Annotated in this window: 25 protein-coding genes; all 25 read right to left on the minus strand. The window is 50.4% G+C overall.

Annotated elements, in window-relative coordinates:
• Nucleotides 1-2: 2 nt before the first annotated feature.
• The 25 genes from AB8809_RS07650 to AB8809_RS07770 all read right to left on the minus strand — a co-directional run bounded on the left by AB8809_RS07650 (nucleotide 3) and on the right by AB8809_RS07770 (nucleotide 14,572).
• The gene (locus AB8809_RS07650; RefSeq protein WP_349855722.1) at nucleotides 3-209 is read right to left on the minus strand and encodes a DUF2635 domain-containing protein; all 207 of its coding nucleotides are present in this window, start codon (nucleotides 207-209) and stop codon (nucleotides 3-5) included.
• Complete coding sequence (locus AB8809_RS07655; RefSeq protein WP_349855721.1) at nucleotides 190-813, minus strand: hypothetical protein; 624 nt, start codon at nucleotides 811-813, stop codon at nucleotides 190-192. The genes AB8809_RS07650 and AB8809_RS07655 overlap by 20 nt, the downstream gene beginning before the upstream one ends.
• Nucleotides 810-1,352, minus strand: a complete 543-nt coding sequence (locus AB8809_RS07660; protein ID WP_349855720.1) for a phage virion morphogenesis protein — start codon at nucleotides 1,350-1,352, stop codon at nucleotides 810-812. The genes AB8809_RS07655 and AB8809_RS07660 overlap by 4 nt, the downstream gene beginning before the upstream one ends.
• Nucleotides 1,352-1,786, minus strand: a complete 435-nt coding sequence (locus AB8809_RS07665) for a DUF1320 domain-containing protein (RefSeq protein ID WP_349855718.1) — start codon at nucleotides 1,784-1,786, stop codon at nucleotides 1,352-1,354. Before AB8809_RS07665 ends, AB8809_RS07660 begins: the two co-directional genes overlap by 1 nt.
• Complete coding sequence (locus AB8809_RS07670; protein WP_349855716.1) at nucleotides 1,786-2,259, minus strand: hypothetical protein; 474 nt, start codon at nucleotides 2,257-2,259, stop codon at nucleotides 1,786-1,788. Before AB8809_RS07670 ends, AB8809_RS07665 begins: the two co-directional genes overlap by 1 nt.
• Nucleotides 2,260-2,323: 64 nt before the next feature.
• Nucleotides 2,324-3,223, minus strand: a complete 900-nt coding sequence (locus tag AB8809_RS07675; protein WP_349855715.1) for a Mu-like prophage major head subunit gpT family protein — start codon at nucleotides 3,221-3,223, stop codon at nucleotides 2,324-2,326.
• Nucleotides 3,223-4,188 carry a phage protease gene (locus AB8809_RS07680; protein ID WP_349855714.1) on the minus strand — a complete coding sequence of 322 codons (966 nt, stop codon included), beginning with the start codon at nucleotides 4,186-4,188 and terminating at the stop codon, nucleotides 3,223-3,225. Before AB8809_RS07680 ends, AB8809_RS07675 begins: the two co-directional genes overlap by 1 nt.
• A 211-nt stretch (nucleotides 4,189-4,399) precedes the next feature.
• A complete protein-coding gene (locus AB8809_RS07685) occupies nucleotides 4,400-5,242 on the minus strand; it encodes a phage minor head protein (RefSeq protein WP_349855713.1) in 843 nt (280 codons plus the stop codon).
• 104 nt (nucleotides 5,243-5,346) lie between these two features.
• Nucleotides 5,347-5,565 carry a hypothetical protein gene (locus AB8809_RS07690; protein ID WP_349855712.1) on the minus strand — a complete coding sequence of 73 codons (219 nt, stop codon included), beginning with the start codon at nucleotides 5,563-5,565 and terminating at the stop codon, nucleotides 5,347-5,349.
• An 87-nt stretch (nucleotides 5,566-5,652) separates the two neighbouring features.
• Entirely contained in the window at nucleotides 5,653-7,233 is a 1,581-nt protein-coding gene (locus tag AB8809_RS07695; protein ID WP_349855711.1) for a DUF935 domain-containing protein, read from the minus strand.
• Nucleotides 7,233-8,804: a hypothetical protein gene (locus AB8809_RS07700; RefSeq protein ID WP_369987581.1), complete on the minus strand. Its 1,572-nt coding sequence runs from the start codon at nucleotides 8,802-8,804 to the stop codon at nucleotides 7,233-7,235. The genes AB8809_RS07695 and AB8809_RS07700 overlap by 1 nt, the downstream gene beginning before the upstream one ends.
• Entirely contained in the window at nucleotides 8,804-9,379 is a 576-nt protein-coding gene (locus tag AB8809_RS07705; RefSeq protein WP_349855708.1) for a DUF3486 family protein, read from the minus strand. Before AB8809_RS07705 ends, AB8809_RS07700 begins: the two co-directional genes overlap by 1 nt.
• The gene (locus AB8809_RS07710; RefSeq protein WP_349855706.1) at nucleotides 9,369-9,644 is read right to left on the minus strand and encodes a hypothetical protein; all 276 of its coding nucleotides are present in this window, start codon (nucleotides 9,642-9,644) and stop codon (nucleotides 9,369-9,371) included. Before AB8809_RS07710 ends, AB8809_RS07705 begins: the two co-directional genes overlap by 11 nt.
• A gap of 2 nt (nucleotides 9,645-9,646) precedes the next feature.
• The gene (locus AB8809_RS07715; protein WP_339097228.1) at nucleotides 9,647-9,934 is read right to left on the minus strand and encodes an ArsR family transcriptional regulator; all 288 of its coding nucleotides are present in this window, start codon (nucleotides 9,932-9,934) and stop codon (nucleotides 9,647-9,649) included.
• A gap of 10 nt (nucleotides 9,935-9,944) precedes the next feature.
• Nucleotides 9,945-10,247 (minus strand): DUF2730 family protein, encoded by a 303-nt coding sequence (locus AB8809_RS07720; RefSeq protein ID WP_349855705.1) that lies wholly within the window; start codon nucleotides 10,245-10,247, stop codon nucleotides 9,945-9,947.
• The gene (locus AB8809_RS07725) at nucleotides 10,228-10,458 is read right to left on the minus strand and encodes a TraR/DksA family transcriptional regulator (protein WP_369987309.1); all 231 of its coding nucleotides are present in this window, start codon (nucleotides 10,456-10,458) and stop codon (nucleotides 10,228-10,230) included. The genes AB8809_RS07720 and AB8809_RS07725 overlap by 20 nt, the downstream gene beginning before the upstream one ends.
• Nucleotides 10,451-11,059: a hypothetical protein gene (locus AB8809_RS07730; protein WP_181846687.1), complete on the minus strand. Its 609-nt coding sequence runs from the start codon at nucleotides 11,057-11,059 to the stop codon at nucleotides 10,451-10,453. Before AB8809_RS07730 ends, AB8809_RS07725 begins: the two co-directional genes overlap by 8 nt.
• Nucleotides 11,047-11,421, minus strand: coding sequence for a hypothetical protein (locus AB8809_RS07735; protein ID WP_349855702.1), 375 nt, complete (start codon nucleotides 11,419-11,421; stop codon nucleotides 11,047-11,049). The genes AB8809_RS07730 and AB8809_RS07735 overlap by 13 nt, the downstream gene beginning before the upstream one ends.
• Nucleotides 11,396-11,632: a hypothetical protein gene (locus tag AB8809_RS07740; RefSeq protein ID WP_349855887.1), complete on the minus strand. Its 237-nt coding sequence runs from the start codon at nucleotides 11,630-11,632 to the stop codon at nucleotides 11,396-11,398. Before AB8809_RS07740 ends, AB8809_RS07735 begins: the two co-directional genes overlap by 26 nt.
• Nucleotides 11,632-12,213: a glycosyl hydrolase 108 family protein gene (locus AB8809_RS07745; protein ID WP_349855701.1), complete on the minus strand. Its 582-nt coding sequence runs from the start codon at nucleotides 12,211-12,213 to the stop codon at nucleotides 11,632-11,634. Before AB8809_RS07745 ends, AB8809_RS07740 begins: the two co-directional genes overlap by 1 nt.
• A gap of 90 nt (nucleotides 12,214-12,303) precedes the next feature.
• Nucleotides 12,304-12,816 (minus strand): hypothetical protein, encoded by a 513-nt coding sequence (locus AB8809_RS07750; protein ID WP_349855699.1) that lies wholly within the window; start codon nucleotides 12,814-12,816, stop codon nucleotides 12,304-12,306.
• An 8-nt stretch (nucleotides 12,817-12,824) separates the two neighbouring features.
• Nucleotides 12,825-13,220, minus strand: a complete 396-nt coding sequence (locus AB8809_RS07755) for a Mor transcription activator family protein (RefSeq protein WP_349855698.1) — start codon at nucleotides 13,218-13,220, stop codon at nucleotides 12,825-12,827.
• Nucleotides 13,210-13,740, minus strand: coding sequence for a hypothetical protein (locus AB8809_RS07760; RefSeq protein ID WP_349855696.1), 531 nt, complete (start codon nucleotides 13,738-13,740; stop codon nucleotides 13,210-13,212). The genes AB8809_RS07755 and AB8809_RS07760 overlap by 11 nt, the downstream gene beginning before the upstream one ends.
• Nucleotides 13,737-14,291 (minus strand): regulatory protein GemA, encoded by a 555-nt coding sequence (locus AB8809_RS07765; RefSeq protein ID WP_349855695.1) that lies wholly within the window; start codon nucleotides 14,289-14,291, stop codon nucleotides 13,737-13,739. Before AB8809_RS07765 ends, AB8809_RS07760 begins: the two co-directional genes overlap by 4 nt.
• A gap of 86 nt (nucleotides 14,292-14,377) precedes the next feature.
• Nucleotides 14,378-14,572 (minus strand): hypothetical protein, encoded by a 195-nt coding sequence (locus tag AB8809_RS07770; RefSeq protein ID WP_349855693.1) that lies wholly within the window; start codon nucleotides 14,570-14,572, stop codon nucleotides 14,378-14,380.

Consider the following 14,572-nt stretch of genomic DNA (forward strand, 5'->3'; position numbering starts at 1 on the left):
GTTTATTTCTCCGCCTTGGTTGATTTAGTGGCGGCTGGCTGGCTGGCCACGTCGGTTACAGCAATGTCAGTTACAGCAATGTCACCTTCCGCGATGCGGCGTAACCAATACGATGACAGCGGTAAATCTTCTCCGTCATCGTTTAAGTAAGCCCCATCAGGCTTGCGCACCTTGACGCCGCCTTTAGGTTTAAGATGTTTGGTTTTCATCGTCTTCCTGTTCTCTTACGTTGATAACAGATTCAATTACAGGGACGCCGCCGCGTGGCGTTGCGGTCATTCCCATTCGGAGGAAATCAGGCAATTCGCTGATATCCGTTTCTTCATCCAGCTTGAATTCTTGGCTCCACATCACGGCCCACATCGTCAGCCCCAGATTGTCAAGGGAACCGCTGTAGATGTTGTCCGCAGATAAAGTGTCGGCCTTGCGCTCCGCACCCATTTCTTTTGCTGCTTGCGGGTTAGCAATACGTTTAGCCAGCTTCGACACCATGACTTCAGCACGCAGATCGCGGCCGTAGCCCCAGTAGTCTGTAGCCATCACATACGCGCACCAGGTCACAGTCCCAACCACGCCACCGGCCTGGTGTTTAATGTCCCGCACGCGCAGGGCTGCGATGCGGATACAGCCGCATTTGTCGGATAGATGACGCTTGACCTCTTCCGGGGTGTTGAATTGTCCGATATGACGCTCAACGACCGGAACCTGGTCGGGGTTGTTCCCTTGTAGAACCGGCTGAAGCCAGGCAACAATCCGCTCGGCGGCGGCTACAGTGCTGCCCACGGTGACCAGGCTCGGACGTTCTTGACTCACGGCAATACCTCTTTCCAAAAGTCGCCAATAACGTGCAACAGCTCGTCGCTGTTACTGCTCGACAGGCCCAGCCACTCACGCTGGGGAATGTTCATCATGCGGCTATGCTCCTTCACGCTTTGCCAGACCGGATGTTTTAGTACCCGCCCGAACGCTTGCTTAATCAAGCGCTGATGCGCACCGACGGAAACGCTACCGCTGAATCCATCTTGATGAACGCCTGCATACCCGAGAGGAGAGCCGACGCGCACCAGGTTGCGTTCAACTACAAAGGTGATGCTGTCTAGCAGATCACCATTGCCTTGCAACAGGCTCTGATTGCCGTGTCGGGTCTTGGCATAGCCTTCAGACCAGTTTTGCCAGGCCGTTCCACCGGGCGATTGTTTCTCATCGGTGATACGGCGGCGGGTCTGTGATTCAGCAATGGCACCGATACTTTCCAGCAATTCTGTGCGTAAGCTGTTATCCGCCAGTTTCTCCATCGCCTGGCGGATCTGCGCGAGCTTTTCCGCGCCCATCATCTCAACCTGGATACCCATTACAGAACGTCTTTCAGACTGTCACGGGTGAACAAGCGCGTGTTATCGCCAACCATGATGACCTTGCCGCCGTCGCCCTCAGCCGGCTGTTCCAGCGTCGGCAGGCCGATATCACGCTGACCGCTGGCGATTTCTTTTAGCGTATTGATGGCATCTTCATAGCGCTTGCGCACAAGCTCCGTGGCTTGGTTGTCGCGGTCAGCCAGCCAATAGAAAGCGATAGACACGGCCACACGGTTCAGAATGCGTGGAACCGTGGTTTCCAGCGGCAACTTGTATCTGCGGGACAGCAACGAATTGATTTCTTCATCAGTGTCTTCGAGCGCTTGAGCAATAGCGGCTTCATCCAGTTCATTCGTATCCCTTTTGATCGCGACATTCCAAAGATAAGAACCGTCGGCAACCAACAAATCCTGGCGCGTGGCGTAGCCCATCATTCCCCCTGGCTTTCAGCCGTGACGGGCTGGATCACGGTCACACGCAGTTGCGGTTCAGCTTTCAGCCGTGCAGCAGTCGCCACACTTATAAAGGGCTGCGATGGTGTCACGCCGAAATAACTTTTGAGGGAGTCAGCAACGCAGTCGGCGTTGTCGCCGTCCGGATCATCACTGACGAATACATGCACGCCATCAAACGGCCAGAACCAGCCACACCGATAGAAACCATTCTTTGATACGGCTTGAACCCACAGACATTCTTTGCCCATCGCGCTAGCAACGTCGGCTGACAGCAATGGGTCATCTACGGGGTCGGTGCCGGTGATAATGTCATGCCCTGGCAACAAAATTTCCGGTTCATGTCCGTTACTGTTGCTTTCATTAAGCGATGCCACCGACGTCGATGATGCCGCGCCAGTGCTATCCGTAGGCTTTTTCTGGCTCGCTGTCTTTGTTTTCGTTCCACGCATTTTCCATCCTCTTTGAGAAGTCTTTAAAGCGGGTTTAACCCCGCTGTAAACGAACGCCTTCGGGTTATGCCGGGGTCACGATGAACGGGCTATTTAAAATATCCACGTCTTTGTAATAGATGTTGGAGTCCCCACCATCGACCAGCATGGCATCAATGATGCGCTTTGCTGCGGCGCGGTTTTGGCGACCAACCACGAGCGTAGTTGGGGTGATTCCCAGTGGTTCACCGTCGTCACGCTTCATACCCGATAGGATATCAACGGCTTTCTCGTAGTTTGCTACCGTTAGGGGCGCACGCGAACCAACTGCGGTTTGCCAAAAGCCAAAGCCGACGTTGCTACGGCCATCAACCCCATACAGAAATTCGTTATTCTTGAACGTGTGTTCGTTGTTGAGGTCATCCATGGATGTGAATTTAAACGGCCGGCGGTTCTGGTACAGAATAGGTTTCAGCACCTGTGATTCATCAATCAGGAACCACGGTTCACCAGTTTCAGTACCATCGCCCACGATATTGCTGTATGTGCCGCCCGCCATGGGATGGTCGGTATCAAAATAATACTGGTCGTCAAAGCACTGTGTGGTGAACCCTTCTGACAGCAACTTAAATGACAGCGTATCCGGGAAAATACCGACTTTTTGGCCGTATCCTTTAGCAATAATGCTGTATTGCCCAATCTGATCGTCTTCAATATTTTCCCGCTTTACACGGATTGAGCTTTCCCAGGTTTTGTTGAAAATGCTGTAACCACGCTGGCTCAGCACGGCAAGCTGACGTTCACCAATCCACTCTTTGATCCCTGGCAAATCGGACAGCCAACCGTAAGTGTTTGATGCAGTGCTGCTCGGTACTTCGGTGGCTATACGCAGGTATTGGGGCTTAACACCGGCCAGTCCTGCTGTAAAGGAGGCGCTCAGCGACGTAGTGAGCGCGTGTAAAACTTCTGCTGATGGTGCTGGCATTATTGCTGCTCCTCATTTGATTGTTTAGCGGCAAGAAACTCTTCTTTCGTGATACCCATACTGCGGCACATTCCCAGTTCGGTTTCTGTCAGTTCCTGATTGTTTGTTTCAGGTTTTGGTTTCTTTTTCGGGTCGTTACTGACAATCACCGGCGCACCTTTGACGAACTCGGTAAACTGCTTACGGCCGTCCTCGCTGCGACACGTGGCCAGGTACATATCCTTGTTTGCTGGGGCAACTTTCCCTTCTTTGATCGCTAAATCAACTAGGGCTTCGATTTCGTTGTCGGCCTGCACCTTCAGCTTGCCTTCAGCTTCCGTCGCCCGGTTTAACGCCAGTTGATGCGTCTCAATAGGAATGAATTTTGTCACATCAGGATTTTCGGCACGGTTCAGCGCCACTTGTTCACTGGTTTGAATTTGCTGGATAGCCTTCACGGCATCATCAACTGACGCGGTGGCAGACAATCCCAGCACTGTCACAAGCTGGACAGGGATGGTCATATCGTTGTTCTCCGAGTTAAGAGCGGGAAAAGCCAGGTTAGGCTTGTTGGTTAGTCCGACGCTGGATAAGCGGGTCACCTGACCGTCGGCGGTAAAGAAAAAAGCGGGGCTGTAAAAGAGGTATTTTTTGCCACGAATAAGGGCTTCGCCATCGGCCGTCCACTCAACGTGTGCCTCAATAGTGCCGTCATCACGCTGGCGTAGGGCATCAATCCAGCCATAAGCGGGCGCAGGGTCACCCTTCGGGCCTTTAAGCTCCGTTGCGTGCTCAATATCAATCGGTAATTTTGGATAGCGGAAAGAGCCCGTAATCACATCAGCCGGATTGCTGGTCACCCACACGCGACCATCACGGCCGGTGAATTGACCAGCAGGAATAACAGGAAGCCATTCCGGCAGTTTATCGTTATCAAACTGCGGCAATTCAAAGCACAGTGCCAACAGTTCAAGATTGGAATTCATAGGGTCGTCCGTAATCAGGAATACTGACGGACAGTGTGCGGGAGGCAAAGAAAAAGCCGGATTAACCGGCTTCACTCTAACTGGGGGATGTAACGGCGTTTAAACCACGTTTAAAAGCGAACAGAAACGTTTAACAAAATTTCCATGCGCCATCGTATCACAGACGGTGATAACGTCACTACGGCGGTTTTATAAGGCCTACATGATAATATTATTGGTCAGCATTAAATGCCATTTGCTTGGCGCTTAGCTGACGATCAAGTGCGGCATTGCGATTGATGCCAGGATTGTAATTCCAACCCGGATCAATCCCTTCGGGAATTAGCTCTTCTTCGCCAGTCCGCTTGTTCAGCCACCTCACGTTTTTCATCTGCGGGGCCTGGGTCTTCAATGGAACTTTCTCGCGGCTTACTTGACCTGTGGGCTGTCCATCTTCATATACAGGCGACGTGGATGTAACGCCATTCTTCACCATTTGGTCATACTCGTATTTGCTGACCTGGCGAACGCCGCATTTACAGCCCCAGCCATTGGGGCCGGTATGCGTCAACCAGAAAGGGTCGTCAACAGGTAAACAAGTATTCGCCCATTTTAGATGATCAACTCGATGTTCACGTGATGGCCCCAACGTATACAGCAGATACGGCATGGCGCGTTTAGTTCGCTCGATACGTTGCCACTGGCCAGCCGTTCGAGCGGTACGCATGTTTGTGTCGTAGATTGTACGCAGTCGTTGATCGCTACCGAGCTGCACAAGCTTGTTTTCACCGGTAAGCGGGTCAACCATTTCACGCACGCCCCACCATCCTCGTTTGACCAAGCGCGGCTCTAATGCTTTCTGGAACTCCCGAAATGTCTGGCCTTCTTCCAATGCCTGGGTTAGCAGCTCCTTCACGTCATTAAGCAGATCAAGATTGGTCATCTTGGCCACGGTGAACGCGGCGCTATGCTCTTCGAGCCAGACGTCACGATAGTCAAAGCCTGGTCTCAGCTTTTTCGCTTTGAACCAGGCAAGGGATTCTTTCGGGATGATATCGGGGATTTTATTAGACATGCTTTCTACCGTAGTAATAGCCATGGACTTGAGCAAAATAAGTATGATGTTTCACTGGCCAATATTCGGGCCGGTGGAAATCAAGCCGCTCACGGCGTACATATTTAGTTCGCATCAGCGGATTCCTTCACTAGCTTTTCCAGCGCTTCCAGGTGCGCTTTTGCTAAATGATGAATTAAGTGATTCTCAGGCCATAGAATCACTAATCGGCGCAAATGTTCAGGGTCATTCACTAATTCGGTAAAGCGTTCTTTAGTCGCATTCAACATTATTCCCCCCCGCCAACTGGCGTAAAGGTTTTGCATCCACAGTTCGGACAGCATTTGTCCGTCCATTTTCCGCGAGAGTTCCACTTATCGACCAGTTCGGTCTTATTCATAACCTTGCGACAACGACGGCATTTTATCTTCTCAGGCATCATTCACATCCCCCAGCCCACGCGCTTGGAAACAGAGCCGCGCCAGTTGATCAACAAACTCCCCAGCGTCCAGGCTGTCTTGCAATTCCGGCAACCGTGCAAGAAACGATTCATAGCTATCCACTTCATTAGCCAGGGCTAACACCGGATTGGTAAACGCGGGGCCGACGCGCTGCCAGTCACTGATCGCTGAAGCGGTAAGCTGGTCGATATCGTCCGGTGGAGACGTGCGGTTGAGCGCGATTTGTTCGCGGTTCAAGGCGGGTAACATCGCGTAATTGCTGGCGGCGGTACTCGCTGGCTGAAGAATTTCCGCGTCTTTCTCCGGTTCTGCCAGGCCAAACTTGTCGCGCAGCTCCGACATCTGCACTTTCATACCCCGATCAATCAGCGGGATGATTGAATCAACAAGCGATTTAAGGTCTTCCGGTTCATTGATACGCAAACGAACGCGCGGGTACTTCTCTTGCACACCGTAGTTGAGTATGACGAACGGCCTTACCAGAAACTCATTGAGCGTGTTCTCTAACTGCCTTGCGTCCCATCTTGCGATATCCATCCGCACTTGATTATGTACATTAGCCTGGCTCTGGCTGCTGCCGTCATCTGTTGTCATGGTCTGGCCCAGCACGGCTTTACTGGTCTGTGCATCGCACCATTCCGCCATCCCCTCGAACAGATCGCCGCCGCCCTGGCGGCTGGCGGTTTCCTTCATCTCAATCAGCATTGATTGTGGGATAGCACAACCGGCGTCAGACGCCAGAGACGCAATCGCATCAATCAGGGTTTGGATATCCTGCGGACTCGCATTAGGCCCATATTTAGCGATGACGATGGGTAAGCCGAACTTTTCGCCGAATGCCCACCAGTCGCGGACGGTAAAGGATTTCAGCATGTACATGACTGCGACCAAACGGGCCAGGCCATTACGTAATGGCAGGCCAGACTTCAGGCGGGGCTGGTGAATGATGTACTTGTATGCTGCTAACGGTTCGCCGTTGAATGGCTCCGCCTCGGTTAACACATGCACTTGGCGCAATGTGTCGGCATCCATCTTGAGAAAGCGCGGATCAACCCACGAATAATCCCGCGGCATCCACGGCACCGTGGACGTATCCCACAGGATTTCCGCCACAGCTATTCCTTTCCCCAAGCCATCCAGCAAATCAAATAACAGTTCGGGGATTTGCGGCCGTTCCATCATGATTCGCACCGCGTCCGCTAGCTTAACGTCGCTTTCTTCATCGGACGCAGCTTCTATTGTTGGATCTATACCTGCGACGGTTAGCTTACGTGTGCGCAAAACGCTTGAATAATGGAGGTCGCGCTCTTCCATCTCTTCAGCCAGAATAAAGTAGTCCCGTGGGTTGCCGTCAGCGGCGTTACGCAGCACTCCGGCCAGGCGGCGGGGTGTAAGTGTACTCGCTACGCTGATACCAGCATTAGCACGACGAATGCCTGTAGAGCGTGCGCGGGTCTGCTCTTGTTGCAATTCCTCTTTGCTTACAGACACAGTTTCACCGGTGTCCGGGTGGATCAGCTTACGAATTGCGACGGTGAGTTTATTTAACATTACAGCATTCCTCCCTGGTTCTTCAGCCCACGGGTGATCCGCATTTGACGGCGTTCTTCACGTTCGTCTGGCCGTTCGGGTTTATTTAATCGATGCAGCTCGTAGCGGCGACAGTCTTCTTTACTGGCGAGAAACGCAAGGAAGATGGCATAGGCGCTGTCACCATGCCGTTTATGGCCATCGCTCCCTTTGTTCTCTTTATCATCAATGCCAGGCACACCGCGCAAGACGACAATTTGACCCAGATCGTTAATGACGTCCTCATGCTTTGGCACCACAAGTTCATCGTCTTCAAACGCGGCTTTGAATTTCGGCATGTTTTCGCGGTAGTGAGCGACGGAAGGCATCACAACTTCAACTTCATTGCCGTAGCGTTCTGCCGCTTGCTCAGCAAGATAGTTACCGTTCCCCCGGCCATCTAGCTTGATGCCGTCCCTGCGAGGTAAACGGTCGCAGATAAAGTAAAGCGCCTGCTCTTGTTGCTTGTACGGCACGTTCGCAAGCTCAACAAGGAACGGCACCGTGCGCGTGGTATCGTCGTTGATAGTGATAGGCGCGAATACAGTAAGGTGGCCAGAGCGGGCAAAGTCTTCACCCAGGGCATGGCGTTGTTCGCGGGGTAGCTGATTGAGCACCGGCAAGACGCTTTGCTCTAACCATTCCTGCATATCTAATGCGCGATAGGATTCGGGGAGTGCGTTGTATTCCGCTGTACCAGTGAAGCGCAGCACGGGGCCTTCACCCCGTGCGGCACGCTCCCGGATTGAACGCGGTAAATAGGTGCCGCCGCCATTTTTGGGAACGCAATAGTATTCTTCGAGGGCGTCGTCTTGGGTCGCGGTGTCGCGCAGAAGATCGGCTTTCCACTGGTCTTCCGCTTCTTGGCTCCACACCATCCGTTTTACTTGGCAAATACGCTTATACAGCCCATCAAGACAGGCATCATCGAGAGTAATTGTGTGAACGGAATAGCGTTTCTTCCCGGCTAAGCTGTCCTGTATCAGCTCGTTAAACAGGTTTTCGGTGCCGTTGTGCGTACTGATAAGACGGACTTTTGCCCCCCACATCGTGAGCGCCAGCGCCGCTTTAAGCACTTCGGCAAGACGCTCATGGAACGCGGCTTCATCAATCGTGACGTTACCCTGCATACCACGTAAGTTACTGGGGTTACTTGATAGCGCCTGGACTTTAAAGCCACTGGCAAAGTAAATGACAAAGGTCAGTATGTCTTTGTCATCGTCCACCAACACTTCTTCACGAACATCTTCAGCCGCCAGGTCATAGGCTTTGGCCCACATTGCCGCCGCGTCAATAAACTCGCGGGCCATCTCTTTATTAGAACCGACATAGAAATGGTTAGTCCCGCCCGCTGATTTCGCCTTTGCGGCCGTCAGCGATGCATCGGCAGCTTCCGCCCATGTGATACCGGTACGACGCGATTTTTGAGCAATTTTTAACGGTGACTCATCTGCGATCCAGCGCCGTTGATAACCAAGGAGGACTTCATTCTCGTCGAAGTCCTCCCCACCAATAATACTGGCTGCTATGACGTTTAGACTGGCAAGTAGCATCATGCAATCCCCAATATCTGCCGCTTGATATCAGCCGCTTTGTCAGCAGATAACCCCGCTTGTGAAACGATTTTTTCTGCCGTCGCCGCTGCTTCCTCGGCGAATGCCTGGCGTATCTCTTTTTCACGTTTGTGGCTGACCATCTGCGCGGATTCAATACGCTGTGCAACTAATGCCAGTTGCCCCAATGCTTTCGGCTCAACGGCTTTGTCTTGTTCGGCTAGAGACATTGACGTTTCAAACGCCAGAGTTTTCACAAACTCCATCAGCAATTTGCCGACATCGGAAGTGGGCGCGGAACCCAGCTTAGCCGCCCAGATCTCCGCCATCTCACGCGATGCGCGAATTTTAGAACCCACGCTTTCCATACGGCTGGCGTATCGGTTCAAACCAGTACGGCTAATTTGCATATCACCAGGAAGATTGTGATCGTCAATCAGCTCGTTGATGGCTTCGCGGATCTGCTCCTGTGTGTACTGCTTATCACGCAGCATCTGATGAAGGGCGTCACGAATAGCATGTGGCAACAAGTCGATTTTGGAAGGACGGCCACGGGTCGGGCGTTCATCTGCCATGTTTGTTCCTCGCCATCAGTAGCTGTTGCTTACGCTCTTTATCGATGGCACGGCTTAGCGCTTTCCAAGCTCGGTCATACTCGGCATTAGCCGAAAAAAACGTGTTACTGAAGCTGTCCGGGGCGTTCCTGTCATACGGTTTCCCTGTAGCCTTTTCAACAGCTCCTGCAATAACTTCACGCTCAATTTCGAGACAAACCATAACGGCCGCAAGCTGATGAATATAACGGCGGGTTGCAGGGGTATACGGTTTAACAGTAGCCATAATTACCCCCGCGCCCGTGGTTTCTTCACGCCAGGCACCGTTGCAAGCCCACGCGCCACATCGTCACCGCGCCCGGTGATTGCTGCGACAAAACACCCGGCTACGTCGTCAAGGTCAATCAGTCCCTGCTCAGAAAGCCAGCTTAAATGGGTGCGCACTGCATCACGGGAAACGCGGTGGCCGTAGGCTAGTAAACAGGTTTGTAATACAGATTCGTTGGCGCTATCGCCGCATTCAAGCAGTGAGCGCAAGATAACTAATCGCTGATCGCTATCTAAAATTTCACGCATGGCCATCGCCTCACTTATCCTTCAGTTCGTTTTCAAGAAGTAAATCGCTAATCCGTTGAACTTGTGCCAACTTCGGTGCCAGCTCTTTTAAGTCACCGCGCAAATTGCTCATTTCAAGCTGAAGCGCGTGAAGTTCTTTTTGATTCGGCATTCCAGCCAGCGCATTTTCCATGCTCCACACCCGTTGTTTTAACGCATCAACTTCTTCACGTTTCACATATGTTTTTGCAAGCAGGAACATCACCAGGTTTACGGCTGTCATCACCAATGCCCAGATCATCCCCCAATATTCTTTAATGTTTTGCCAGTCCACGCTGTGCCTCCCGCTGTTCTCTAATTTCCTGACATGTCACACAGCAAACGGCTTCAGGTTGAGCGGCCAGACGCATGGCGGGGATTTCATGTCCACAGTCATTACAAAATCCGTATTCGATAACTGGCTCTTTAATACGGTTTACATGGGCGTTTAACGCCCGTTCACGTTCATCAATTTCCAGCAAGCTGGCGCGTTCAAAATCATCCATTATTAATTGGCACCTTGTGTTTGCTGGATTTGCTATAACGGGCAAAGCCATCAAGCGTCCGAAATCCCAAATAACCCAGCGCAGGGGTACATAGCATCAAGGCAATATCCCAATCTGGCTCGGGCATATTAATCACATGGCCAGACGCGGCAGCGATAGCACCGGCTTGTTGTCCAATCGTCATCAACAGCACGTAACCGATGGCGCTATACAGCGACAGACGGGCCATTTTTGGCCGCGTCTGCCGGACATATTCATCCGTAGCGTTGTCCCCATTCCTGATAGTTTCCTGCTGCTCATGATGCGCGGCCTGTTGGTCTGCCAGAGTAGCCTTTTTCCGTTCGAGCTGAATTTGTTGCAATTGGACTTTCAATGATTCCAACTGAACCAATTGTTCTGGGGGAAGTTTTGCCAGCGCTTGTTCCAGTACACGCTGCTTGTCTTGCGGATTGATTGCGTTGTTGACGCTTTCGACAATCCCCGCGACAGAATCAGCGGCTTTAGCTGTGTCACTACCGAACCACCCGCCAACGGTGCGTACCAGAGCGGGGCCAGCATTGAGAAGAACAGAGGCAATGGATGACAGCGTTATCGGATCCATTTCACACCCCATACAATGAACGTCCTGTAAATAGAGGCAGGATGAAATACGCACAGCAAAAAGAAGAGTGGGCCAATAGCGGAACCGATATTGATCAATGAAAGGAACCAGGCAGTTACAAACATCGCACAGCCTAGAGCACCCAATAAAAACTGATACACATATAGGCAAACTGGCGTATCGGGTAGAAAACTAGGGTGTTTGAAACTATAGAAAAAAATAACTACACCAATGATGCAGCAAACCGCCATCATCGCCACGGCATAGCCGTAGATGGCGATTCCAGCGATGATCGTAATAACAAGAAATGCGCTGCACACAGCCCAAAACCATTTATTACTGAGAGTGCTTCTGACGTTCACGTTGTATTTCCTTGTAACGTTGACATTGAAAAACGATGTCTCTGAGGTCTACAGAGTTCCAACCTTTCATGTAAAAGGCGGCATGAGTGCCATCGCAGCCACAGTAATTCGTTGGTTCAGCCTTCGGGCCGTTGGCCATTCTTTGCAAAACCTCGCGTTTAAGGCGATCACGTCGGCCCTGGCGCATGGACTCATCCCAGCCTTTTCCCATCACGCACGGCTCACAGAAATTGAACCGCCGACTACTTCCCAGGCAGCATTAGTTACGCTGTCGAGACGGTTAAACCAGCCGTTAAGGTATTTACCCTGGGAGGAGTTTGACTTGATGATGTCGGCGTAATAACGCGCACGACGTAACAGATAACGGGTCAGTAACCATTCAGGGTCTGCGCTGTTAACCGCTGCTCTCGTGTCCTTACCAACAATTCCATCGTCATCAACACCGGCGGCTGATTGCAGTAGTTGAATCGCCTTTTTGACACCATGCTGAACAGCAGAATCAAAGACGATCAGTGAAATACCGTCCGGCCATTCTTTGCAGTACGATGGATACCAATATTCGCGGTAATAAATCTGGCTGGCTTGTTCGAGTGTTAAATCTTTAATACGCACATCAGGCTTTTTATCGCCGTCAATGTCAGTCATGCCATCTTTGATCCCGTCACGCAGGTCAGAAATACCGAATTTGGTTTCGCCGCCTTTATCAGTAGGGTCATTGACATAGCCGCCTTCTTTGGCGAGGACAAAAGCCACTGCATGGGTAAACGATGGGGAGGGAATAAATTGATTCACTACTGCACCTTGAAACGCTAATTAGATAGGGTTTCATAGTGCTACGGGCATAAAAAAAGCCGGATTAACCGGCTTCATTGGAAATGGGAGTTAGGCTTTCTTGGCGGAACAAGTTGTTAACATGGCGGTTCTATAAATGCTGACTTTCCAACCATCAATAACCTTTTCAAATTTTTCGTTATGAACCTTATCTAGCTTGCTTTCACGCATAAAATTGAATGGGTCGTTTTTAGGTTGTGACTCATCATCCCAAGATACTGGTTCTGCGTCTTTCGGAGACGGATGAATTAGTTCAGAAATGATAGAACGACATACTCCTGTAGTGACTCGGCTAAATTCATCACTATCTGGGCGCTTAGAACCGGATACAAATTCCATCTTGATGTTAACTTCATCATCACGGACTGATGCTTTTACATGTCGATAAACACCGATAAATCCATCGTTCTCAGCAAAAGCCGTGTCACCCTTGTTATACCAGTCAACAGAATCTATCCGTGCATACATTTCCAGTAAGGCTTTGGCGTCTTCTTTGATTGACGATGTCGCGGCAAAGGTTGAAAACGATGCGCAAAGCAATAATCCTAAAAGTATTTTCTGCATTTTATTCCTTAAAAAAGTGGCATCTGATGCTTACGATGCTCAAGTTTTCGCATCCTTTTGATAGCTTTATACACCGTTTTATAGGTCACATGATAGCGTTCAACAAGTTCCGGCACGTTGTGGCCATCAAAATCACGCCAGATTTTCATATCACGCACCAGGTATTCCAACGTCTGTCCACGTGGAAAATAAACTTGCATACCGCCGATCTGTTTACTGATAGCAACAACAAGTTCCAGTGAAACGCGAGGGTCACACCCCAGCCGCTCCAGTTCTTGCCGTAGCAACGCATTCAACTCTGACAGTAAGGCAGGAAAACGGGAGCGTTCGCCGTCGGCTTCGTCCAGATGATCCAGGATGCTATCATCCTGTTTATCATCAAACATATCCAAGTTATCCGACATTTTTAGCCCCTTTATTACGTTCCAGCCAATCAATGCCGCCGGGCAGTTTTGAAACATCTTGTCCCAGGCTGTGCATGTGGGATAGATATTCATCGCGCCCGCGTTCTTGGTCTATAACACGATTATCAGCGTCTTTTTCTCGTACCGCTACGCTACTGCTCTGTGCAAACAGTTGTTCGGACGTTCGGTAGACCTCACGTAAGTAGCTGTGATTACTGAGTGGCTTTTTATCCCCGTTATTTCGTTTTGCCCGGATACGCTCAACTGTTTCACTCAATGCATGGGTCAAAACGCGCCCCGGCTGATGTTGTTCTAACACTTCGTTAACCAGCTTCACAGCACGGGAGTTCGACAGATTCGACTTTTCAGGGCGGAACAGGCCGATATAGGCCACCATCGCTTTTCCCGCACCGCCTGGCAATTTAGTTAATACGGCAAGCAGCTCCCGCGCTGCGTCATCTTCAAGAATTGCATCAAGATGCAGGTCAGAATGGCAAATAGGACAGCGTGAAATTTTCATCGTTTGGCCTCATACACACATACAATAACGCTGTAATCCCGCGACGCTTTACCGGTACTTGGGTTAATAACAAAACCTAAACGATCAAGAAGCATGGATTGAAGCATTAACCTTATATGCCATTGCTTAAGTGATTCCAGAACGCGATAAGCTAACGATGAATCCAACCAGCCCAGCTCGTCGACACCTTTCCCATTATTCAACTTAACAGTCATGCGTTTCACATACGCGTTAAGTGAACGCTCATCACTGCTGTTAATAAAACCGTGCTGGTGCATAGTTATCCATACCGCGCGAATTTTAGGGATTTCTTCAGCTCTGCTACGGCCTTTTGAATCAGGTTTAACTCGCGGTGAGTGTTTTTTAAAACTGCGTTTAAATCCTTTTTCACGCATGGCAGAATAAACACTTTCTAATTCTTTGTGGTTCATTTCGCTACAACTGGTTTTGCCATTCGCAACGTTAGCAAGCAATGTTCGGTATGTATCATCATCAATTTTTAACTTACTTTTCGCCACATGAATTAGTCTTATTAATTGTTGTTTGTCCATTATCTTCCTCATTAAATATTGATTTTGGCGTAATCCAGTGCTGACGGGTTTACGCCATATAAATCACAGTGGGAATATGGGGTTAATTAATCTGTCGGCTTCAATGAAGACAATCGCACAAAAAACGGTGCCAGACTAATTTCAACAATTGCCCCTGATCTTTCAAAGTCCCGTGCAACATCTTTGGTTCTAACTATCTTACCGCCCAAACTATCTGGGCCGGTTAGATAAATAAAACGCGTACCGACAGCATATTTCCGATTAAATTCTTTCGCGTTCAT

Origin of the sequence: Pectobacterium aroidearum (assembly GCF_041228105.1) — a bacterium.
Lineage (GTDB): Bacteria > Pseudomonadota > Gammaproteobacteria > Enterobacterales > Enterobacteriaceae > Pectobacterium > Pectobacterium aroidearum.

Bases quoted from the DNA above. Each gene is read 5' to 3' on its own strand.
- AB8809_RS07650 (WP_349855722.1), bottom strand. From the start codon at position 209: ATGAAAACCAAACATCTTAAACCTAAAGGCGGCGTCAAGGTGCGCAAG.
- AB8809_RS07665 (WP_349855718.1), bottom strand. From the start codon at position 1,786: ATGGGCTACGCCACGCGCCAGGATTTGTTGGTTGCCGACGGTTCTTAT.
- AB8809_RS07675 (WP_349855715.1), bottom strand. From the start codon at position 3,223: ATGCCAGCACCATCAGCAGAAGTTTTACACGCGCTCACTACGTCGCTG.
- AB8809_RS07690 (WP_349855712.1), bottom strand. From the start codon at position 5,565: ATGCTGTCCGAACTGTGGATGCAAAACCTTTACGCCAGTTGGCGGGGG.
- AB8809_RS07760 (WP_349855696.1), bottom strand. From the start codon at position 13,740: ATGAAAATTTCACGCTGTCCTATTTGCCATTCTGACCTGCATCTTGAT.
- AB8809_RS07755 (WP_349855698.1), bottom strand. From the start codon at position 13,220: ATGTCGGATAACTTGGATATGTTTGATGATAAACAGGATGATAGCATC.
- AB8809_RS07770 (WP_349855693.1), bottom strand. From the start codon at position 14,572: ATGAACGCGAAAGAATTTAATCGGAAATATGCTGTCGGTACGCGTTTT.
- AB8809_RS07705 (WP_349855708.1), bottom strand. From the start codon at position 9,379: ATGGCAGATGAACGCCCGACCCGTGGCCGTCCTTCCAAAATCGACTTG.
- AB8809_RS07740 (WP_349855887.1), bottom strand. From the start codon at position 11,632: ATGGGAAAAGGCTGGGATGAGTCCATGCGCCAGGGCCGACGTGATCGC.
- AB8809_RS07680 (WP_349855714.1), bottom strand. From the start codon at position 4,188: ATGAATTCCAATCTTGAACTGTTGGCACTGTGCTTTGAATTGCCGCAG.
- AB8809_RS07710 (WP_349855706.1), bottom strand. From the start codon at position 9,644: ATGGCTACTGTTAAACCGTATACCCCTGCAACCCGCCGTTATATTCAT.
- AB8809_RS07700 (WP_369987581.1), bottom strand. From the start codon at position 8,804: ATGCTACTTGCCAGTCTAAACGTCATAGCAGCCAGTATTATTGGTGGG.
- AB8809_RS07685 (WP_349855713.1), bottom strand. From the start codon at position 5,242: ATGTCTAATAAAATCCCCGATATCATCCCGAAAGAATCCCTTGCCTGG.
- AB8809_RS07765 (WP_349855695.1), bottom strand. From the start codon at position 14,291: ATGGACAAACAACAATTAATAAGACTAATTCATGTGGCGAAAAGTAAG.
- AB8809_RS07670 (WP_349855716.1), bottom strand. From the start codon at position 2,259: ATGCGTGGAACGAAAACAAAGACAGCGAGCCAGAAAAAGCCTACGGAT.
- AB8809_RS07695 (WP_349855711.1), bottom strand. From the start codon at position 7,233: ATGTTAAATAAACTCACCGTCGCAATTCGTAAGCTGATCCACCCGGAC.
- AB8809_RS07750 (WP_349855699.1), bottom strand. From the start codon at position 12,816: ATGCAGAAAATACTTTTAGGATTATTGCTTTGCGCATCGTTTTCAACC.
- AB8809_RS07730 (WP_181846687.1), bottom strand. From the start codon at position 11,059: ATGGATCCGATAACGCTGTCATCCATTGCCTCTGTTCTTCTCAATGCT.
- AB8809_RS07715 (WP_339097228.1), bottom strand. From the start codon at position 9,934: ATGCGTGAAATTTTAGATAGCGATCAGCGATTAGTTATCTTGCGCTCA.
- AB8809_RS07660 (WP_349855720.1), bottom strand. From the start codon at position 1,352: ATGGGTATCCAGGTTGAGATGATGGGCGCGGAAAAGCTCGCGCAGATC.
- AB8809_RS07725 (WP_369987309.1), bottom strand. From the start codon at position 10,458: ATGGATGATTTTGAACGCGCCAGCTTGCTGGAAATTGATGAACGTGAA.